At 65.9% G+C, this 17,806-nt stretch carries 20 protein-coding genes and 1 pseudogene; 11 read left to right on the top strand and 10 right to left on the bottom strand.

Annotated elements, in window-relative coordinates; all coding sequences use genetic code 11:
- Positions 1-876 (top strand): DMT family transporter, encoded by an 876-nt coding sequence (locus FJQ54_RS05970; RefSeq protein ID WP_140927507.1) that lies wholly within the window; start codon positions 1-3, stop codon positions 874-876.
- Positions 873-1,616, top strand: coding sequence for an N-acetylmuramoyl-L-alanine amidase (locus tag FJQ54_RS05965; RefSeq protein ID WP_140927506.1), 744 nt, complete (start codon positions 873-875; stop codon positions 1,614-1,616). The genes FJQ54_RS05970 and FJQ54_RS05965 overlap by 4 nt, the downstream gene beginning before the upstream one ends.
- 92 nt (positions 1,617-1,708) lie before the next feature.
- Here FJQ54_RS05965 and FJQ54_RS05960 read toward each other — a convergent pair whose 3' ends face one another.
- Positions 1,709-2,029, bottom strand: a complete 321-nt coding sequence (locus tag FJQ54_RS05960; RefSeq protein ID WP_140927505.1) for a GIY-YIG nuclease family protein — start codon at positions 2,027-2,029, stop codon at positions 1,709-1,711.
- Between the two features lie 298 nt (positions 2,030-2,327).
- Entirely contained in the window at positions 2,328-2,927 is a 600-nt protein-coding gene (locus FJQ54_RS05955) for a DUF937 domain-containing protein (RefSeq protein WP_140927504.1), read from the bottom strand.
- A 144-nt stretch (positions 2,928-3,071) separates the two neighbouring features.
- Between FJQ54_RS05955 and FJQ54_RS05950 the strand changes: the two genes are divergently transcribed.
- The 5 genes from FJQ54_RS05950 (at position 3,072) to FJQ54_RS05930 (ending at position 6,633) form a co-directional block, all read left to right on the top strand.
- Positions 3,072-3,848 carry a S1/P1 nuclease gene (locus FJQ54_RS05950; protein ID WP_140927503.1) on the top strand — a complete coding sequence of 259 codons (777 nt, stop codon included), beginning with the start codon at positions 3,072-3,074 and terminating at the stop codon, positions 3,846-3,848.
- Between the two features lie 10 nt (positions 3,849-3,858).
- Positions 3,859-4,722 (top strand): MTAP family purine nucleoside phosphorylase, encoded by an 864-nt coding sequence (locus tag FJQ54_RS05945; protein ID WP_207790373.1) that lies wholly within the window; start codon positions 3,859-3,861, stop codon positions 4,720-4,722.
- 7 nt (positions 4,723-4,729) lie between these two features.
- Positions 4,730-5,254, top strand: a complete 525-nt coding sequence (locus tag FJQ54_RS05940; protein WP_140927501.1) for an adenine phosphoribosyltransferase — start codon at positions 4,730-4,732, stop codon at positions 5,252-5,254.
- 4 nt (positions 5,255-5,258) lie between these two features.
- Positions 5,259-6,050: a dihydropteroate synthase gene (gene folP, locus FJQ54_RS05935; RefSeq protein ID WP_140927500.1), complete on the top strand. Its 792-nt coding sequence runs from the start codon at positions 5,259-5,261 to the stop codon at positions 6,048-6,050.
- A gap of 67 nt (positions 6,051-6,117) precedes the next feature.
- A complete protein-coding gene (locus tag FJQ54_RS05930; protein WP_140927499.1) occupies positions 6,118-6,633 on the top strand; it encodes a hypothetical protein in 516 nt (171 codons plus the stop codon).
- Positions 6,634-7,262: 629 nt separating this feature from the next.
- Here FJQ54_RS05930 and FJQ54_RS05925 read toward each other — a convergent pair.
- On the bottom strand, positions 7,263-8,033 hold the full coding sequence (locus FJQ54_RS05925) for an SDR family NAD(P)-dependent oxidoreductase (protein ID WP_140927498.1): 771 nt from the start codon (positions 8,031-8,033) through the stop codon (positions 7,263-7,265).
- A 73-nt stretch (positions 8,034-8,106) separates the two neighbouring features.
- Here FJQ54_RS05925 and FJQ54_RS05920 point away from each other — a divergent pair, with 73 nt between their 5' ends.
- Entirely contained in the window at positions 8,107-9,321 is a 1,215-nt protein-coding gene (locus FJQ54_RS05920) for an MFS transporter (RefSeq protein ID WP_181160004.1), read from the top strand.
- Positions 9,322-9,328: 7 nt separating this feature from the next.
- On the opposite strand, the gene FJQ54_RS17445 is transcribed toward FJQ54_RS05920, so the two are convergent.
- The gene (locus FJQ54_RS17445) at positions 9,329-10,096 is read right to left on the bottom strand and encodes an EF-hand domain-containing protein (protein ID WP_181160003.1); all 768 of its coding nucleotides are present in this window, start codon (positions 10,094-10,096) and stop codon (positions 9,329-9,331) included.
- Between the two features lie 149 nt (positions 10,097-10,245).
- Here FJQ54_RS17445 and FJQ54_RS05905 point away from each other — a divergent pair, with 149 nt between their 5' ends.
- Positions 10,246-10,428 carry a CsbD family protein gene (locus FJQ54_RS05905; RefSeq protein ID WP_140927496.1) on the top strand — a complete coding sequence of 61 codons (183 nt, stop codon included), beginning with the start codon at positions 10,246-10,248 and terminating at the stop codon, positions 10,426-10,428.
- A 108-nt stretch (positions 10,429-10,536) separates the two neighbouring features.
- Here the strand turns inward: FJQ54_RS05905 and ilvC are convergent, their stop codons facing one another.
- The 3 genes from ilvC to FJQ54_RS05890 form a co-directional block, all read right to left on the bottom strand.
- The gene (ilvC, locus tag FJQ54_RS05900) at positions 10,537-11,556 is read right to left on the bottom strand and encodes a ketol-acid reductoisomerase (RefSeq protein WP_140927495.1); all 1,020 of its coding nucleotides are present in this window, start codon (positions 11,554-11,556) and stop codon (positions 10,537-10,539) included.
- Positions 11,557-11,629: 73 nt separating this feature from the next.
- Positions 11,630-12,163: an acetolactate synthase small subunit gene (gene ilvN / locus FJQ54_RS05895; protein ID WP_140927494.1), complete on the bottom strand. Its 534-nt coding sequence runs from the start codon at positions 12,161-12,163 to the stop codon at positions 11,630-11,632.
- Positions 12,163-13,944, bottom strand: a complete 1,782-nt coding sequence (locus FJQ54_RS05890; RefSeq protein WP_235890336.1) for an acetolactate synthase 3 large subunit — start codon at positions 13,942-13,944, stop codon at positions 12,163-12,165. Before FJQ54_RS05890 ends, ilvN begins: the two co-directional genes overlap by 1 nt.
- Before the next feature lie 136 nt (positions 13,945-14,080).
- Here FJQ54_RS05890 and FJQ54_RS05885 point away from each other — a divergent pair, with 136 nt between their 5' ends.
- Positions 14,081-14,428: a hypothetical protein gene (locus FJQ54_RS05885; RefSeq protein WP_140927493.1), complete on the top strand. Its 348-nt coding sequence runs from the start codon at positions 14,081-14,083 to the stop codon at positions 14,426-14,428.
- Between the two features lie 18 nt (positions 14,429-14,446).
- Here FJQ54_RS05885 and FJQ54_RS05880 read toward each other — a convergent pair whose 3' ends face one another.
- The 3 genes from FJQ54_RS05880 to FJQ54_RS05870 form a co-directional block, all read right to left on the bottom strand.
- Positions 14,447-15,346, bottom strand: a complete 900-nt coding sequence (locus tag FJQ54_RS05880) for a collagen-binding domain-containing protein (protein ID WP_140927492.1) — start codon at positions 15,344-15,346, stop codon at positions 14,447-14,449.
- On the bottom strand, positions 15,347-15,637 hold the full coding sequence (locus FJQ54_RS05875; protein ID WP_140927491.1) for a collagen-binding domain-containing protein: 291 nt from the start codon (positions 15,635-15,637) through the stop codon (positions 15,347-15,349).
- 139 nt (positions 15,638-15,776) lie between these two features.
- Positions 15,777-16,925, bottom strand: a complete 1,149-nt coding sequence (locus FJQ54_RS05870) for a collagen-binding domain-containing protein (RefSeq protein ID WP_181160002.1) — start codon at positions 16,923-16,925, stop codon at positions 15,777-15,779.
- A gap of 116 nt (positions 16,926-17,041) precedes the next feature.
- Between FJQ54_RS05870 and FJQ54_RS05865 the strand changes: the two are divergent.
- Positions 17,042-17,806: pseudogene (locus FJQ54_RS05865) on the top strand (IS1380-like element ISKpn23 family transposase); the annotation flags it as partial.

Here is a 17,806-nt window from a genome sequence, read left to right as displayed (position 1 = left end):
ATGCGCCCGATCCACATTTTGTTCATCCTGATCATCGACCTGCTCTGGGCGTTCAACATCGTCGCCATCAAGGAGGCGGTGCTGGCGATGCCGCCGCTGCTGGCGGTGGCGCTGCGTTATTTCGTGGTGTTCGCCGTCTGCGCCTCGTCCGTGCGGATCGTGCCGGGGCGGATGCGGCTGCTGTTGCTGACGGGGCTGGTGACGGGCGCACTGCAATTCGGGCTGGGCGGTTACAGCTATCAGGTGACGACGAACCTCTCCGCGCTGGCGATTGCCGGGCAGCTGGGGGTGCCGTTGTCTCTGTTGCTGGCGATCCTGATCGATGGCGAACGCATCGCCTGGCGACGGACGCTGGGGATCGTGCTGGCGATTGCAGGCGTCATGCTGCTGGTGTTCGATCCGCGCATCGTCGATGAACGGCTGGGCATCCTGCTGACCTTTGGCGCGTCGCTGTGCTGGGCGGCAGGCAATCTGATGTTCAAGCGGCTGACCGGCATTCCCATCTTCAACATCTATGGCTGGCAGGCGATTGTCTCCATCCCCTTCCTGCTGGCGGCGAGCTGGTTCTTCGAGCCGGGCGGCATCGCCGGGCTTCGTGACGTGCCGCTGCCTGCGTTCGGCTGGATCGTCTATTCCGCCGTGGGCGCGTCGCTGATCGGCCATGCCGGGATGAGCTGGCTGGTGCAGCGCTACCCCGTCACGCTGATTACGCCATTCACCTTGCCGACGCCGCTGCTGGCGGTGGTGTTCGCCACGCTGGTCTATGGAACGCCGGTGACGCCGATGATGTGGGTGGGCGGCGCGCTGACGCTGCTGGGGGTGGCCATTATCACCCTGAGGACTGCAAAGAAGGCAGTGGAGCCGGAGGCACAATGAGCCTTGCCGACGAAATCGAATGGCGGCCCTCGCCCAACTACAACGCCCGGGTGGTGCCCGAAGGCGAGCGGCCGATCCGCCACATCATCCTGCACTATACCGGCATGGAGGATGGCGAAGCGGCGGTGGACTGGCTGTGCAACCCTGAGTCCGGCGTTTCCTCCCACTATCTGGTGCATGAGGATGGCCGCATCATCCAGATGGTGGAGGAGCTGGACCGCGCATGGCACGCGGGCAACAGCCGCTGGCGCGGGCAGACGGACCTGAACAGCAGTTCCATCGGCATCGAAATCCAGAATCCCGGGCATGAATGGGGGTATCGCCCCTTCCCGGACGTGCAGATGCGGCAGGTGCTGCGACTGGTGGCCACGCTGTGCGTGCGCCACCGGGTGGACCGCGCCGACGTGACCGGCCACGCCGACATCGCCCCCACCCGCAAGCAGGACCCGGGCGAATTGTTCGACTGGCCCCGCCTCGCCCGCCACCGCATCGCGCTGGCCCGGCCGGAAAAACTGCTGGCCGATCCCGGCTGGACAGACGCCGCCTTCGGACTGGCACTGGAACGCTTCGGCTACGACATCACCAACCCCGAAGCCGCCACCCGCGCCTTCCAGCAACATTTCCGCCAAAACAACCCGGACGGCGTGGTGGACGGCGAAACCCGCGCGGTGCTGTTCACGCTGCAGGTGTTGGAGGAGCAAAGGTTGCAGGCGATTGGGGCTTCGACAAGCTCAGCCTGAGCGGGTTCAGAGGAGCGGCGGGGCGGGCCGCAACCCACACAAAGGCTCTACCAATGCCGCGCTCCATCAAACTCAGGCTACCCCCAACCCGCTCAGCCTGAGCTTGTCGAAGGCCCCGGGGATCGCGCAGCAACCTCACCGCCTCGCGCGAGGGCACTGACGAGTTCCCAATCCCCGGCCATCATCGCTTCCTTCTTCGCCCGGCTCCATCCCTTCAACTGGCGTTCTGCCGCGAACGCATCGTCGCGGGTCTGGAAGCTTTGCGCCCATAGCAATGTAACGGGGCGTCGCTGCGCGGTGTAGCCGCCAAACGTGCCCGCCTGATGCTCGGCCAAGCGTTGTTCGAGGTTGTCGGTATGGCCGACGTAGTAGGAATTATCCGCGCAGCGCAGGATGTAGGTGTGGAAGGCCATTGAGAGCGAAAGGTGCCACGGCGTCCGGGGCTTCGACAAGCTCAGCCTGAGCGGGTGGAGAGGGGAATTATAGAGAAAGGCGGCCGGTGCCTCTGCCTCGTTGCGATCCTGCGATCCCAAGCCGCTCAGGCTGCGAGCCACAAAACCGCTCAGGCTGAGCTTGTCGAAGCCCCGGACGATAGCTTGCCGCGCTAGCCACAGATGCGGAAAGCATCTCCGCCTCAGCTATTCTGTGGTGTAGGGGCCCGCTGTCCCACCCGGGAGTTTGAGGGGGCCGCGCCCCCTCAGCCCCAACCCCTCAACGCGTCAGCTTTGAGGCCATGCCGAGGATGTCGTCCAGCGGATTCCCGTCGCCGTCGAGGTCCAGCATGGAGGCGAGGCCGCCGAGGCCGCCTGCCGCTGCGGGCTGGCCGCCGCCGAGGCCGCCCAGCACTTGTCCCAGCAGGCCGCCGAGGCCGCCCTGCGCGGGGGCCGCCGCCGTTCCGGCGCTGGCGGATTTCGCCATCATGCCCGCCGCCGCCATGGCGACGATGGGGAGCAGCTTCTTCAACAAATCCGGGCTGATGCCGGTGCTGCCCGCTGCCTGCCCGGCGACGGTGCGGCTGACATCCGGCGTGCCGAAAATCTGCCCCAGCACCTGATTCCCCTGATCCACCGGCGTCGCCTGTGGAGACAGCACCGCATCCAGCAGGCCGCCGCCGCCAAGGCCGCCCAGCGAACCGAGCAGGCCATCAAGACCCGTGGGTTGCGCCTGCGCCTGCTTTTTGAAGCCGCCCAGCACGGCGGGCAGCAGCGCCGCCGCCCCGGTGGCGACCGTTTGCTGATCCACGCCCAGTTCGCTTGCGATCTGCTGCAGGCCACCAAGGCCGCCGAGCGCTTCGATCAGATTGTTGCTCATCTTCGTTGATTCCCCTGTTGAATGGTGATGGCTGATATCCACTGCCGCGCGCCCGGCTGCAAGGACGGGATACGTGCAATTGTCAGCTTTCGACCGTAAAGCCATGGGACCTGAACGACCGATGGCCCGTTGGAGATGAATTGCATGCGATACCTGCTTGCCGCCCTGTTGCTGACCGCGGCTGCCCCCGCCCTTGCCTGGGGGCAGAACGGCCACCGCATCACCGGGGCCATCGCAGACCGGCATCTTTCCCCCAAGGCGCGCGCGGGGCTGATGGAGATTCTGGGCACGGAGGGGCTGGCCGAAGCCTCCACATGGGCGGATTTCATGCGATCCGCGCCGGGGGATTTCTGGCAGAAGGACTCCACGCCCTTCCATTATGTGACGATCCCCATCGGCAAGGGCTATTCCGGCGCGCCGCCGCAGGGCGATGCCGTTACGGCGCTGGCGAAATATTCCGCCGTGCTGCGCGATCCGCGCGCCAGCCTTGCGGATCGGCAGCAGGCGCTGCGCTTCGTGATCCATATCGTCGGCGATCTCTCCCAGCCGCTGCATGTGGGGCGCGAGGGGGACCGGGGCGGCAATGATGTGAAAGTGAGCTTTTTCGGCAGCCCCAGCAATCTGCACACGGTGTGGGATACGCTGCTGCTGGAAAACCAGAACCTCTCTTACAGCGAGTTCACGCCATGGCTGCTGGCGGCGGCCAGCCCTGCGCAGATGCGGGACTGGTCCAGTGCCGATCCGATGCAGTGGATCGCCGACAGCATCGTCGTGCGCGAGACGATCTATCCGGCCAATCCCGATCTTGGCTATGCCTATGTCTATGAGCAGAATGACAATCTGCGCCGCCAGTTGACCAAGGGCGGACTGCGGCTGGCGAGTTATCTGAACGCGCTGTTCGACGCGCCGGTGGCGAAATAGGATGGGCGGCATGAAGCTTGGAATCATCGGCGGCAGCGGGCTTTATGGCCTCTCCCAATTGCAGGGCGCGCATCGGCACGCGCAGGAAACGCCGTGGGGCTGGCCGTCCGACGTGTTGCTGGAGGGCGAGATCGAGGGGCTGCCGGTGGTGTTCCTGCCCCGGCACGGCCCGAGGCACGCCATCGCCCCGCACGAGATCAACTACCGCGCCAATGTCGCCGCGCTGAAGGCGATGGGCTGCACGGCGGTGGTCTCCATCGCGGCTTGCGGCAGCTTCACCGACGATCTGCCGCCCGGCGCGCTGGCGGTGCCGCACCAGATCGTGGATCGCACGCAAGGCCGGGCTGGCAGCTTCTTCGGCGACGGGCTGGTGGCGCATGTGAGCCTTGCCGATCCGATCGCCACCGAACTGGCCGATGCGATCATGGCGGCCGCCACCGGCATCGGCGCGCCCGCGAAGGCGGGCGGCACCTATCTGGCGGTGCAGGGGTTGCGCTTTGCCACGCGGGCGGAAAGCCGGTTGGCCAAGGCCGAAGGCATGGACATCGTGGGGATGACGGCGATGCCCGAAGCCGCGCTGTGCCGCGAGGCGGAGATGGCCTATGCGGTGGCCGCCTTCGTGACCGATTTCGACAGCTGGAAAGACGAGGCCGTGACCAGCGCTGCCGTGCTGGAGGTGATGGCCGCCAACCGCACGCGATCGCAGATGCTGGTGGCGGCGCTGTGCGCGCGGCTGGCAAAAACGCCGCTGCCGATCCCTAGCCGCGAAGGCTGGGAACAGGCGCTGGATCATGCCATCGTCACCCCGCGCGCGGCCTGGCCGACGCAGGCCGCCGCCCATCTGCGCGCCATCGCGCCGCGTTTGTTTGCCTGAGGAGCGCATGTTGGACACGATTTCCGCCCATATCCGCGTGGTGCCCGATTTCCCGAAGCCCGGAATCCAGTTCCGCGATCTGACGCCGCTGCTGGCCGATGGCCCGGCCTTTCAGGCGACCACGGCGGCGCTGGCAGAGCGCGCGGGCGAATTCGACATGATCGCCGGGGTGGAGGCGCGCGGCTTCCTGTTCGGCGCGGCGCTGGCGCAGCTGACGGGGCGGGGGCTGGTGATCGTGCGCAAGCCGGGCAAGCTGCCCGCCGCCACCATCGGCCATGATTATGATCTGGAATATGGCACGGATCGGCTGGAGCTGCACGCCGATGCCTTCGCGCCGGGCACGCGCGTGCTGCTGGTGGATGATGTGCTGGCGACCGGCGGCACGGCGGAAGCGGCCGTCACCCTGTTGCGCAAGGCGGGTGGCATGGTGGAGCGGGCGATGTTCGTGATGGAGCTGGACGGCCTGCCCGGCGCGGCGCGGCTGCGGGCGATGGGTGTGGAGCCGGTGAGCCTGCTGCACTATCCGGCCTGATCCCATGAGCGCCGCCATCCCCCGCATCATGGGGATATTGAACGTCACGCCCGACAGTTTTTCCGACGGCGGCCGTCATGCCGACCCGGTGGCGGCCGGGCTGGCGCTGCACGAAGCCGGGGCGGACATGGTGGACGTGGGCGGCGAAAGCACGCGGCCCGGTGCCGCTCCGGTGCCGCTGGACGAGGAACTGCGGCGCACCATTCCCGTGGTTGCGGCGCTGGCGAAGGCGGGCGTGCCGGTGTCCATCGACACCATGAAGGCCGAGGTGATGCGCCGCGCGGTGGAGGCGGGCGCGGTGATGCTGAACGACGTCTCCGCCTTGCAGGCCGACGCCGCGAGCAGGGGCGTTGCAGCCGCCTGTTCAGCGGACGTGGTGCTGATGCACATGCCGGGCAATCCGCAAACGATGCAGCAACTGGCGCAGTATGACGATCCGGTGGCCGAGGTGCTGGCGCATCTCAGCGACCGCATCGCCGCGGCGGAAGCAGCGGGGATCGCGCGCGGGCGGCTGATCGCCGATCCCGGCATCGGCTTTGGCAAGGGCGCGGAGCACAATCTGGCGATCCTGCGGCAGCTGGAGGATTTCCACGCGCTGGGGGTGCCGCTGTTGCTGGGGGCCAGCCGCAAATCGGTGATCCCCGCCATCGTCGGCCCGACGCCAGCTGCCGAGCGCCTGCCCGGCAGCCTCGCGCTGGCGCTGCGCGGCGCGGAGGCCGGGGTGGCATGGCTGCGCGTGCATGACGTGGCCGCAACCCGGCAGGCGCTGCGCGTGTGGGCGGCGATCCGGCGCTGATCACTTGCGCCGGGCAGGCAGGCAGCGCAAAGACACGGGATTGTCCGTCAAACAAGGAACATGATGCATGTCGATCAATCGCAAGGCCGAAAAGGCACTGCTCGACCATGAGGAATGGACTCTGGTGCAAGGCACGCACCAGCCGGAGATCAAGGCCCTGTCCGACAAGGAGTTGTCGGCCGCGCGCACCCGCCTTCGTGGCCTGCACGACAAGCAGCGCGACCTGAGCCACGCCAAGCGCCGCATTTCGCAAGGCAAAGCCGATCCGCGCGGCGGCAGCTTCCCCGGCACCTACGAACGACCGGGCCGACGCAAGCAGGTGTTCGCGCAGGCGATCCGTCGCATCAATTCCGAAAAGGAACGCCGCGAAATCGCCGCCGCACGCAGCACCATCGTGGAATCGCAACACCGCGCGTTGGCGAAAAAGCGCCGCGCCACCTCCACCCGCCCCACCAACACACCCACGGCTTCGGCTGGCAAATCCAGCATCACCAACCCCAAGCGCGCAACCAAGGTGCCGGGCGCGAAGGTGGGCTCCGTGTCTCAGCAGACGAAGAAGGCGCAGGCGAAGAAGGATCGGTGAGGGTTGGCCGAGGGGTGCTTGCCTCCGGCGGGGCGGGCTCTGCCCGCCACCCGGCAGGGACATGATGTCCCTGCACCCTCTAGATTGGCGTCGCGGACCAACTCCAACGCCGTTTGAGTGATCAGATTCGATTGCCTGCGGCGCTACGGAGGCTCTCTCTCCCGGCCGGGGAGAGAGGTGGAGACAGGGGGGGACGCCGGGTCTGATCCAACACCATCCTCACAAACCCTCCGTTACCCCAACCCGCTCTCCATCCCGCTCAGGCTGAGCTTGTCGAAGCCCCTGAAGGGAAAGCGCAATGGCTGAGCCCGGTGGGTCAGCCACATGGGGCTTCGACAAGCTCAGCCTGAGCGGGGAAAGGAGAACGGGAGACTCCCCCCAAAGCGCCGCAGGCCATAAACCCCAGCCTCGCGCCAGGCGGATGGCCCCCACCCCAACCCCTCCCCTCGAAGCGAAGCTGACGCGAAGCGTCAACGGGAGGGGCTAAGTAAAAAGTCCGGGGGTGCAGGGGAAACATTCCCCTGCCGGGGGAGTTTGAGGGGGCAGAGCCTCCTCAACTGCAACGTCGCCGAAGAACAGCTGGACCCCGGATCAAGTCCGGGGTGACGTGTTGAGGAGCGCGCGCGCCCTCAAACAATCGTCGCGCCGCCGTCGATCACCATCGCCTGCCCGGTGGTGAAGGCCCCCGCCTTGGAGGCCAGAAACACCGCCATGCCGGCGATTTCATCCGGTTCGCCGATGCGCTTCAGGCTGCTGCCGGCGGTGGCCTGCTTCAGGATGTCCGGGTTTTCCCACAGGGCCTTGGCGAAGTCCGTCTTGATCAGGCCGGGGCAGATGCAGTTCACCCGCACGCCTTGCGGGCCATATTCGGCCGACAGGTTGCGCGCCAGTTGCAGGTCTGCCGCCTTGGAGATGTTGTAGGCTCCGATCATGGTGGAGGCCTTCAGCCCGCCGATCGAGCTGACGATGGTGACGGAGCCTTCGCCGCGCGCCAGCATTTGCGGAGCCAGAGCCTGAATCAGCCAGTGGTTGGAGACGACATTGTTCATCAGGATCTTCACGAATTGCTCGTCCGCGATGCCCGCCATCGGCCCGAAATAGGGGTTGGAAGCGGCGTTGCAGACCAGCGCTGTGACCTTGCCGAACCGGCCCAGCGCGAAGGCGGCCAGCTCCTGCAAGGCCTCTTTCGAGCTGATGTTGGCGGCCTTTGCCACGCAGGCGTCGCGGCCGACGGCGGCGTTCAGTTCGGCGGCGACTTCCTCGCAGGCGTCCTGCTTGCGGCTGGAAATCACCACGCTGGCACCATGTTCGGCCATGCGGTGGGCGATGGCCTTGCCGATGCCGCGTGAAGACCCGGTAACAACGGCGACCTGGCCGGTGAGATCGAACAAACTGCCCATATTCCTCCCTTTCGTTGCAATAGCCTGATGGCCCGCTTGCGGCTCGCGCACAAGCATGCTTCACGTCAGGTCCATGGCCACACTCAATGTCCGCGCCTCTCGCAAGCTCAACATACGCGCGTCCCGCGCGATGCTCGCCGCCTGTCTGTTCTACGCTGCTTTCGGCGGCCTGATTCAGTGGTTTCCCATCTGGCTGATCGAGGAACGGGGCTTCACCGGCGAACAGCTAGGGCTGGTGATCTCGCTCGCGGGGATCGGGCGAATCGTCGCCGGGCCGTTGACAAGCGCATGGGCCGATGGCCGCAGCGACCGGCGCGCGCCGATCAAGCTGCTGGCGGCGATTTCGCTGCTGGCGCTGGGTGCCTTGTGGTTTTCCAGCGCGTTCGGGGTGTCGTTCGCCTTCGCCTTCGTGATCGAAGTGACCTTCTGGGCGATGATCGCCTTCCTTGAGGCGGCGCTGCTGCGGCTGTGCCGGCCGGACCAGTTCCCGAACTATGGGCTGGCGCGTGGGCTGGCGAGCCTTGCCTTCGTTGTGGGCAATGTGGCGACCGGCATGCTGGTGGACTGGATGGGCAATGTGGGCATCTGGTGGTGGCTGGCGCTGACGACGGCCGGGCTGCTGGCCGCCAGCATGATGATGGCGGCGGAGCCGGTGAACCGGGTGGTGCAGCCGCCCTTCGCGCAACGGCTGGCGGACGGGCTGGCGATGGTGAAGCGGCCGGAATTCGCGCTGCTGATGTTCGGCTGCGGGCTGATTCAGGCCGGGCACCAGTTCTACTACATCTTCGGCACCAAGCTGTGGATCGACGAGCTGGGGATTTCCGCCACGCTGGCGGGCTGGATTTTCGCTTTCGGGGTGATCATGGAGGCGTTGTTCCTGATGCTGATCGCGCCGCGCATCGAGCATGTGCGCCCGGCCACGCTGATGGTGATCGGCGGTTTTGGCGCGCTGCTGCGCTGGGGGCTGATGGCGACGGGGCCGGGCCTGCCGCTGCTGGTGCTGGTGCAGGCGCTGCACGCGCTGAGCTTCGCCTGCACCTTCCTGGGGGCGATGCGCGGCATCCAGCATCTGTGGGGCGATGATCGCACGCCCACCGCGCAGATGATGTTCATGGCGCTGGCGACCGCGCCGGCGCAGGCGCTGTCCAGCTGGATCGCGGGCCGGGTGTTCGACACCGGGGTGGGCAGCGCGGGCTATGCGGCGATGCTGGCCCCGGTGGCCGTGGGCACGCTGCTGGTTCTGCTGCTGTGGCGGCGGCCGGAGCCGGTGGCTGCCGCCGCCGCCTGACGGGCGCTCAGCGCGGTTCCGGCGGATGGCCCTTGGGTTTCGCGGAACTGTCGCCCATCCGCAGTTGCGCGGGCGTCTGCGGCAGGGTTTCCAGCGTGAGATAGCCGCGCTGCTCCGTATCCAGCATGGTAAACCGGTCTGACAGGGTGCGCGTCCATTCCTCGCGGGTGACGCGGCTGTTCATGTCGCGGTCTGCCGCCTTCACGGGGTGGGGGCTGTTGATGAGGCCATACATGCCTGCGCCGCTGGGCATTTCCGCGCGGGGGCGGGATTTGCGGCCCATCGGGCCCGCGCCTGCAGGGGGGGCTTTCGTGCCCTGATCACCTCCGGGGCCGCCGCCCGGAGCACTGCCGCCGGGCGCGCCGCCACCCGGATTGCCGCCGCGCCGCTGGTTCAGCGGAGCGAGCACGCCTGCCTCGTAAGCATCCACCTCTGCGGCGTCGATCTGGCCGTTTTTGTTGCTATCCAGAAGGTCGAAATAGCGGTTGGCGTCTGCCAGAAACTCGGCGCTGGTCAGGCGGCCGTCATGATTGCTGTCTGCGGCGGCGAACCATGCCGCCACGGGGTAGGGCTGGCCCGGTTCCGCGCGGAACGGCTCGCCGGAAGGGGCGATGAACTGCACGCGACCCTGCTGGGGCGGGGTGGGTCCCTGTGGGGCCTGTGGCGATCTGGGCGCGGTTCCCGGCGGGGGCGGTGCGCCGCCCGGCGATTGCGCGGCGGCGGGGGTGCCGGCCAACAGCGTGAGAAGCAACAGGCAGGTCGGGCGCTGGATCATGAAAGGCTCCGCAAAGGGCGGGATGGCGATGGGCGGGGGCGGCTGAACGCAGCATTGCGAACCGAGGGAACGGGAACAATGCGGCGGGCCGCTGGTTGAATACGCACCCGCGCGGTGAAATCCCGCGCTGCGATTGAAGGAGCGAACCGATGGGCGAACTGAAAGACCGGACCAAGGGCCTTGCCAATGAAGCGGTCGGCAATGTGAAGCAGGGCATCGGCAAGATGACCGGCAATGACAAGCTGAAGGCTGAAGGCATTGCGCAGGAGCGCAAGGGCGAGGCGCAGCAGGTCGCCGGAAAGATCAAGGGCGCGCTGGGCGACAAGGTTTAACGCGCGCAGTCAGGGTCGGTGAACATCGAAGTCGGCAGGTCCTGACTCCCTGCCCGACCGGAAGGCGGTGCCCCCACGGGAGGGCACCGCTTTCTTGGGTTTCGGGGGTTAGTTCCGGGCTTTATCCACCAGCTTGTTCTTGGCGATCCACGGCATCATTGCGCGCAGTTCGCTGCCGACCTTTTCGATCTGGTGCGCTTCGGCCTGCTTGCGGGCGGCCTTCAGTTCCGGCTGACCCGCGCGGTTGTCCAGAATGAAGTTCTTCACGAAGCGCCCGGCCTGAATGTCGGCCAGCACCCGCTTCATTTCCGCCTTGGTTTCGGGCGTGATGATGCGCGGGCCGGTGGTGATGTCACCATATTCGGCGGTGTTGCTGATGGAATAGCGCATGTTGGCGATGCCGCCTTCATACAGCAAGTCCACGATCAGCTTGGTTTCGTGCAGGCATTCGAAATAGGCCATTTCCGGCGCGTAACCGGCTTCCACCAGCGTTTCGAACCCGGCCTGAATCAGGTGGGTGATGCCGCCGCACAGAACTGCCTGCTCACCGAACAGATCGGTTTCGCATTCCTCGCGGAAGTTGGTTTCGATGATGCCCGAACGGCCGCCGCCCACGGCGGAGGCGTAGGACAGCGCGAGGTCCATCGCATTGCCGCTGGCATCCTGCGCGATGGCGACGAGGCAGGGCACGCCGCCGCCCTTCACATATTCGCTGCGCACCGTGTGGCCGGGGCCTTTGGGGGCGATCATGATCACGTCCAGATCGGCGCGCGGTTCGATCAGCCCGAAATGCACGTTCAGGCCGTGCGCGAAGGCGAGCGCAGCGCCCGGCTTCAGGTTGGCGGCGAGATCGTCGGCATAGATGGCGGCCTGATGTTCATCGGGCGCGAGGATCATGACGATATCGGCCCATTTGGCGGCCTCGGCGTTGCTGAGCACCTTGAAGCCCGCGGCTTCGGCCTTGGCCGCCGTGGCGGACCCGGGGCGTAGCGCGATGGCGACTTCGGAGACGCCGGAGTCGCGCAGATTCTGGGCGTGGGCGTGGCCTTGCGAGCCATAGCCGACGATGGCGACCTTCTTGGCCTTCACCAGCGCCAGATCGGCATCGGCATCATAATAAACGCGCATGTGCAATGGTCCTTCGGTTGATGGCCCCCCGGTCCCTGTGGCCGGAGGTGATGATGAGAATGGGGGAGGCGGGCTATTGCGCCGTCGCGCCCCTTGAAAGGGCGACGACGCCGCCGCGCGCGACTTCGACGAGGCCGACTTCGCGCATCAGTTCGATGAACTGGTCCACCTTGGTGGTGGAACCGCTGATTTCGAACACGAAGCTTTGCGTGCTGGTATCCACCGGGCGGGCGCGGAAGATGTCGGCCAGCCGCAGCGCCTCCACCCGCTTTTCGCCGGTGCCTGCCACCTTCACCAGCGCCAGTTCGCGCTCCACGAAGGGGCCGAGTTCGGAGAGGTCGGTGACAGAATGCACCGGCACCAGCCGATCCAGCTGGGCGCGGATCTGGTCGATCACCCGGCGCGGGCCGGAGGTGACGATGGTGATGCGGCTGACGGCTTCGTCCTCGGTGATATCGGCCACCGTCAGGCTTTCGATATTGTAGCCACGCGAGGAGAACAGGCCGGTGATGCGACCGAGCACGCCCGCTTCATTGTCGACGAGGATCGACAGCGTGTGGCGTTCCACCACTTCCTGCACCAGCAGAGGTTTGATCTTGGCAGCCATCAGACCAGCGCCTCCGCAGATTTATCGACCTTGCCGGCGACCTGATCCGGCCCCAGCAGCATTTCCGTGTGGGTGGCCCCGGACGGGATCATCGGGAAGCAGTTGGCGTGGCGTTCCACCATGCAATCCACGAACACCGGGCCATCATGCGCCAGCATGTCGGCGATGCCCTGCTCCAACTGGTCTAGCGTTTCGATGCGGATGCCCTTCCAGCCATAAGCCTCTGCCAGTTTTACGAAATCGGGCAGGCTGTCGGAATAGCTGTGCGAATGGCGGCCTTCATAGGTCAGGTCCTGCCACTGGCGGACCATGCCCATATATTCGTTGTTCAGCACGAACACTTTCACCGGCAGATCATATTGCGTGGCGGTGCCCAGTTCCTGAATATTCATCTGGATGGAGGCTTCGCCCGCGATATCGATCACGAGGCTTTTGGGATTGCCCAGTTGCGCGCCGATGGCGGCGGGCAGGCCATAGCCCATGGTGCCCAGCCCGCCGCTCGTCAGCCATTTGTTGGGCTGTTCGAAATCGAAATGCTGGGCGGCCCACATCTGGTGCTGGCCGACTTCGGTGGTGATGATCGGGTTCTTCTTGTGCGTCGCCTCCCACAGCGCGCGGATGGCGTGCTGTGGCTGAATTTTCTCACCTTCCTGTGTGAAGGCGAGGCTTTGCTTGGCGCGCCAGCCCTTGATACGGCTCCACCAATCGTCCTGCGGCTGCGCCTGATGCCCGCGTGCGCGCCACAGCTTCACCATATCTTCCAGCACATGGCCGACATCGCCTTCGATGGCGAGGTCCACCCGCACCGTCTTGTTGAAGCTGGACGGATCGATATCGACATGGATCTTGCGGCTGTGCGGGCTGAAGCCGTCCAGCTTACCCGTCACCCGGTCATCGAAGCGCGCGCCCAGGCACAGCATCAGGTCGCACTGGTTCATCGCCAGATTGGCTTCGTAGGTGCCGTGCATCCCCAGCATGCCGAGGAACTGCGGATCGGAAGCCGGGAAGGCGCCCAGCCCCATCAGCGTGGACGTGACGGGGGCCTTCGTCAGCCGGGCCAGATCGCGCAGCAGTTGCGACGCGCCGGGGCCGGAATTGATGACGCCGCCGCCCACATAGAGGATCGGGCGCTCGGCCACCGCCAGCATTTCCACCGCCGCTTCGATGGCGGCGAGATCGCCCTTCACCTTGGGACGATAGGTTTTATGTTCGAAGCGGGCAGGGCGCTCGTAACGGGCGGTCGCCACCTGCACATCCTTCGGGATATCCACCACCACGGGGCCGGGGCGGCCGGTGGTGGCGATATGGAAGGCCTCATGGATGGTGCCGCCCAGACGCGACGTCTCTTTCACAAGGTAATTGTGCTTGGAACAGTGGCGGGTGATGCCCACCGTGTCGCACTCTTGAAACGCATCAGAGCCGATCAGATGCGTGGCGACCTGCCCCGTCAGCACGACGATGGGGATCGAATCCAGCAGCGCGTCGGCGATGCCGGTGACGGCGTTGGTCGCGCCGGGGCCGGAGGTGACGAGTACCACGCCGGGCTTGCCGGTGGAGCGGGCATAGCCTTCCGCCGCATGCACCGCGCCCGCTTCATGGCGGACGAGGATGTGGCGAATCTGCTTCTGCCGGAACAGCGCATCGTAAATCGGCAGCACCGCGCCGCCGGGATAGCCGAAAATGGTGTCGACGCCGAGATCGACGAGCGCGCGGACGATGATGTCCGCCCCGCTCATCTCCCTGCTGCCACCATCCCGGCCCATCGTCTCCCGGCCTTGCATGCGTTTATCCTTCGTGCTCGAATTCAGTTGGAGGGCGCGGCATAGGGAGGCCGCCCCGGGCTGTCAACGGCGAAATTGTCAGAAGATTGCCGTTTTCGAACTTTCTTTGTTCATTTATGTCTTTTGGGGCGCAATCATGATGCGATTCATGCAAGTTCTGGCCGGACTGGTCGGGGCGCTGTTGCTGGCGGGAGAAGTGGCGCGGCGCGGCGACTCGGTTTTGGCGCAGCCGAAGGCGTGGGACGATCTGCTGGCCGGGGCGGTGCTGCTGGGGCTGGCGCTGGCTGGCGCGCGGGCCACGCCCGCGCTGCACGCGGCGGGCTGGGGGCTGTTCTCAGGGGTGATGCTGGCGACTTTGGGCGTCAATCTGGATGCGTGGATCGCAGATGCGCAAAAGCCGCGCGCCGGGCTGTATTCCGGCGCGCTGGCGCTGATGTTGGGGATTGGTGCCGCCGCAGCCCTGTGGTGGGCGCGGCGGCGCTGAACGGTCAGGCTGTGGTGATCAGGCTGCGGCGGAAATCCGGCGGCGGCGGCGCGCTGCGGCCCCCACTAGGCCGAAACCGGCGATCATCATCGCCCAGGTGGCGGGTTCCGGAACCACGTCGCCAAAGCCCAGATTGCCATCATCTGTGCCCAGATGCACTTCGCCGTTCATGTTGAACGACTTCGCGACCACCGTGCCTTCCAGCGCGGTGTTGTTGGCGATCTGCGCGAAGGGCGCGAGAATGGAGCCGTGCACCATGCGCTGGAAATCGATGTTGGTGGCTTCGTAGAAGTTCCAGATGATCGACTGGTTCAGGCTGCCGTTGTAATTGCCCACCGGGTTGGACAGCCATGTGATGTTGGTGCCGCCGACGTTGATGACGATGGTCGCATCCCCGGCCGAGAAATCCAGCAGGTTGAAGTTGATCTCGTTGCCAAGCTGCGAGGCGTTGATGTTGAACAGCGCATAATCATTGCCGCCCAGCGCCGCGTTGAAGATCGCACCCTGGCTGCCTGCGACAACAGTGGAGGGGTTGGAGGTGAAGCTGAGACCATAGAGCGCATTGGACAGCGCCTTCAGATCGGCTTCCAGCGAGGTCGCCGCCGCAGCCGTGACGTCGCTGGTGCTGGCCGCGTTCCAGCCGGTGCCAAGGCCTTGCACGAAGGTCGCGCCATTCTGGTTGCCGCTGATCGTGCCGCCAGCCTTCACGGTCGCGCCGCCTGTGCCGTTCACGCCCGACGCATTGCCGCCGATGTTGTAGGTCTGCCCCGGGCCGACATTGCTGTTGCCGGTCAGATTGCCGCCGACATCGAAGCCGGACCCCGCCCAGTTGAAGTTCATGCTGGTGGAGTTGCCGCCGATCAGCGCGCCGGGGTTGGTGGAAACCTGCCCCACACCGCCGTTCGAGCCGTTGTTCACCTACCCCGAATTGCTGTTGTTGCCGTTGACGGTGAGGGTGCGCCAATCCGACACGGCCGCGCCCTGGCTGCCGTTGCCGATGCCCCAGTTGGTGCCGCCGCCAGTGAGGTCGCCGCCGATGAAGCTCTTGCCTTCGACTTCCTGACCGTTCGCGTGCACGTTGCCGAACACGATCAGGTTCAGCTCGCGCATGGCCTGCAGGCCAGCACTCGCGTCACCGGCCGCCAGTGCCGGAGAAGTCGCAACGCCAACAGCCGCCGCGCACAGCGCAGCCCGAATATAAGTCTTCACGGGTCCGACCCCTATATGCACAAGATGTGTCAGTAGTTGACAATGTGTTGCACATAAACAGTTCGAACGCCAGTTTCCAGTCCCACCTTTTGGTTAATCGTGGCGGAGGGCCATGCCGCAGAGTTATGGCTGCGACAGATCAGTTGCTGCTGTGCGCGATCCGCCCGCGGCGTTCGCGGCGACGAAGCGCTGCGCCCACCAGCCCGAAGCCCGCGATCATCATCGCCCAGGTCGCCGGTTCCGGGGCCGGGTCGGCAAGGCCGATATCCGTGCCGTCGAACGCGGCCATCTTCACGCCGCTGCTCGCCTGCAGGTCTTTGGCGACCACCGTGCCGCGGATCGCCGAATTGGCACGCAGATCGGCGAAGGGCGACAGCAGCGAGCCATAAACCGTCTGGTTGATGTTCAGCGACGTCGCGTCGGAGAAGTTCCAGATGATCTGGTCCGCAAAGGCCGAGAAGGCACCCGCGAGGTTGCTGTTCCACAAATAGCTGCCATCGCCGGTGACGTTGAACACGATCGTGAGTGTCGGGTCGGCTGCGTTCAGCGTCCACTGCCAGCCGCTGAAGGCGGCTTCCGTCAGGTTGAACACGCTCTTGCCGGTGCCGTCGCTGACAGCGGTGAACACCATCGCGCCATAGCTGTTGGTGATGCTGTTGCCGTCGGTGGTCTCCAGCCCGGCGAGCGAGGTGGAGAGCGCCGTCAGATCGGCTTCCAGCTTCGCGGCTTCGCTGCTGATGCTGCTGGTGACGCCGGAGGTGAAGCCTGCGCCTTTGCCAGTGGCGAAGCTGCCGCCATTGTCGCCCAGCCAGCCCGAACCGGTGCCGCCGGATTCCACCGTGCTGCCCGACGAGGCCGAGCTTTGCGCGACGGTGCCGCCGATCTTCACCGCGACATTGTTCGTGCCCAGCGCGAGGTTGGAAACATTGCCGCCCACGTCCACGGTCGCAGGCGAGCCCACGCTGCCGCTGCCGCCGTTGGAGCCGTTCAGGATGCGGGTGTAGGAATTGCTGTTGCCGCCGACCGTCAGGATCGCGCGGCTGGACGCCGCCTCGGACTTGCTGGCGTTGCCGCCGCCGAACTCGCCGCCATTCTGCACGGTGCCGCCGACGAAGGTCTTACCCTCCACGCTCAGCCAGCCGTGCGTATCACCGAACACGATTGCGTTCAGTTCGCGCATGGCTTGCAGGCCGCCCAGCGGATCGCCCACCGGCGCGGTGGCCAGTGCGGGTTGCGCGGCAAGCACAAGGCTGCCTGCGGCGAGGGTGGCGAAAAGGCGGATGTTCATGGGTGTCTCGCGTCCGTTTGTTCCCACATTCCCCAAGTAAATCGCTGATTTTGCTGTCAGGATCTCAATATTTCCGATATAAATCATGGTGTTGATGGCCGTGAGGGGCGCGTTTGATGGATCACCCAGAGGGTGCGGGTTCGAAGCGGGCAGATCGGGTCGAGTTCGACCGCCGGGTGCATGTGGAGTTCCGAGGTGCGCAGCTCAGTTCCGACGGCGGCCTGCTGGTGATGCGCGAGCTGGATGACGCGCTCGGGCTGTCCGATCTGGCGGCAAAAGCATTGCGCGACACCCGGCGCGGCAAGAACACGGTCCACCGGCTTGACGGGTTGTTCCGGCAATCGGTGTTCGGGCGACTGGCCGGATACGAGGATGTGAACGACGCCGACCGCCTGGCCCTCGATCCGGTGATGCGCCAGGTCGTGGGTGGAAGGGCTGTCGATGCGCAAGCGGCCTCGGCCTCGCAGATGGGACGGTTCGAGACCGAGACACTGGCACAGCCCGAGAACCGTGCCGCGCTGGCCGACCTGAATGGCCAATGGATCGACCGGTTCCATGACCGTAACGGGCTGAAGTACATCGTTCTGGACATGGACAGTTCGGTCAGCCCCACCCATGGCGATCAGGAGGGCGCGGCCTGGAACGGGCATTTCGACTGCACCTGCTATCACCCGAACTTTTTGTTCAACCAGTTCGGCATGCTGGAGCGCTGCGCCTTGCGCCATGGCAACGTCCACAGCGCCGATGGCTGGCGGGACGTTCTCGACCCCGTCATCGCCCGCTACGCGGAGCGCGACCTTTGCGGCCGGTTCTTCCGGGCTGACGCCGCCTACGCGATCCCCGCGATCTATGAGCGGCTGGAAGAAGCCCGATTCTTCTAC

Source organism: Sandaracinobacter neustonicus (assembly GCF_006385875.1).
Classification (GTDB): Bacteria; Pseudomonadota; Alphaproteobacteria; order Sphingomonadales; family Sphingomonadaceae; genus Sandaracinobacteroides; species Sandaracinobacteroides neustonicus.
This window is presented reverse-complemented; position numbering and strand designations above follow the sequence as displayed.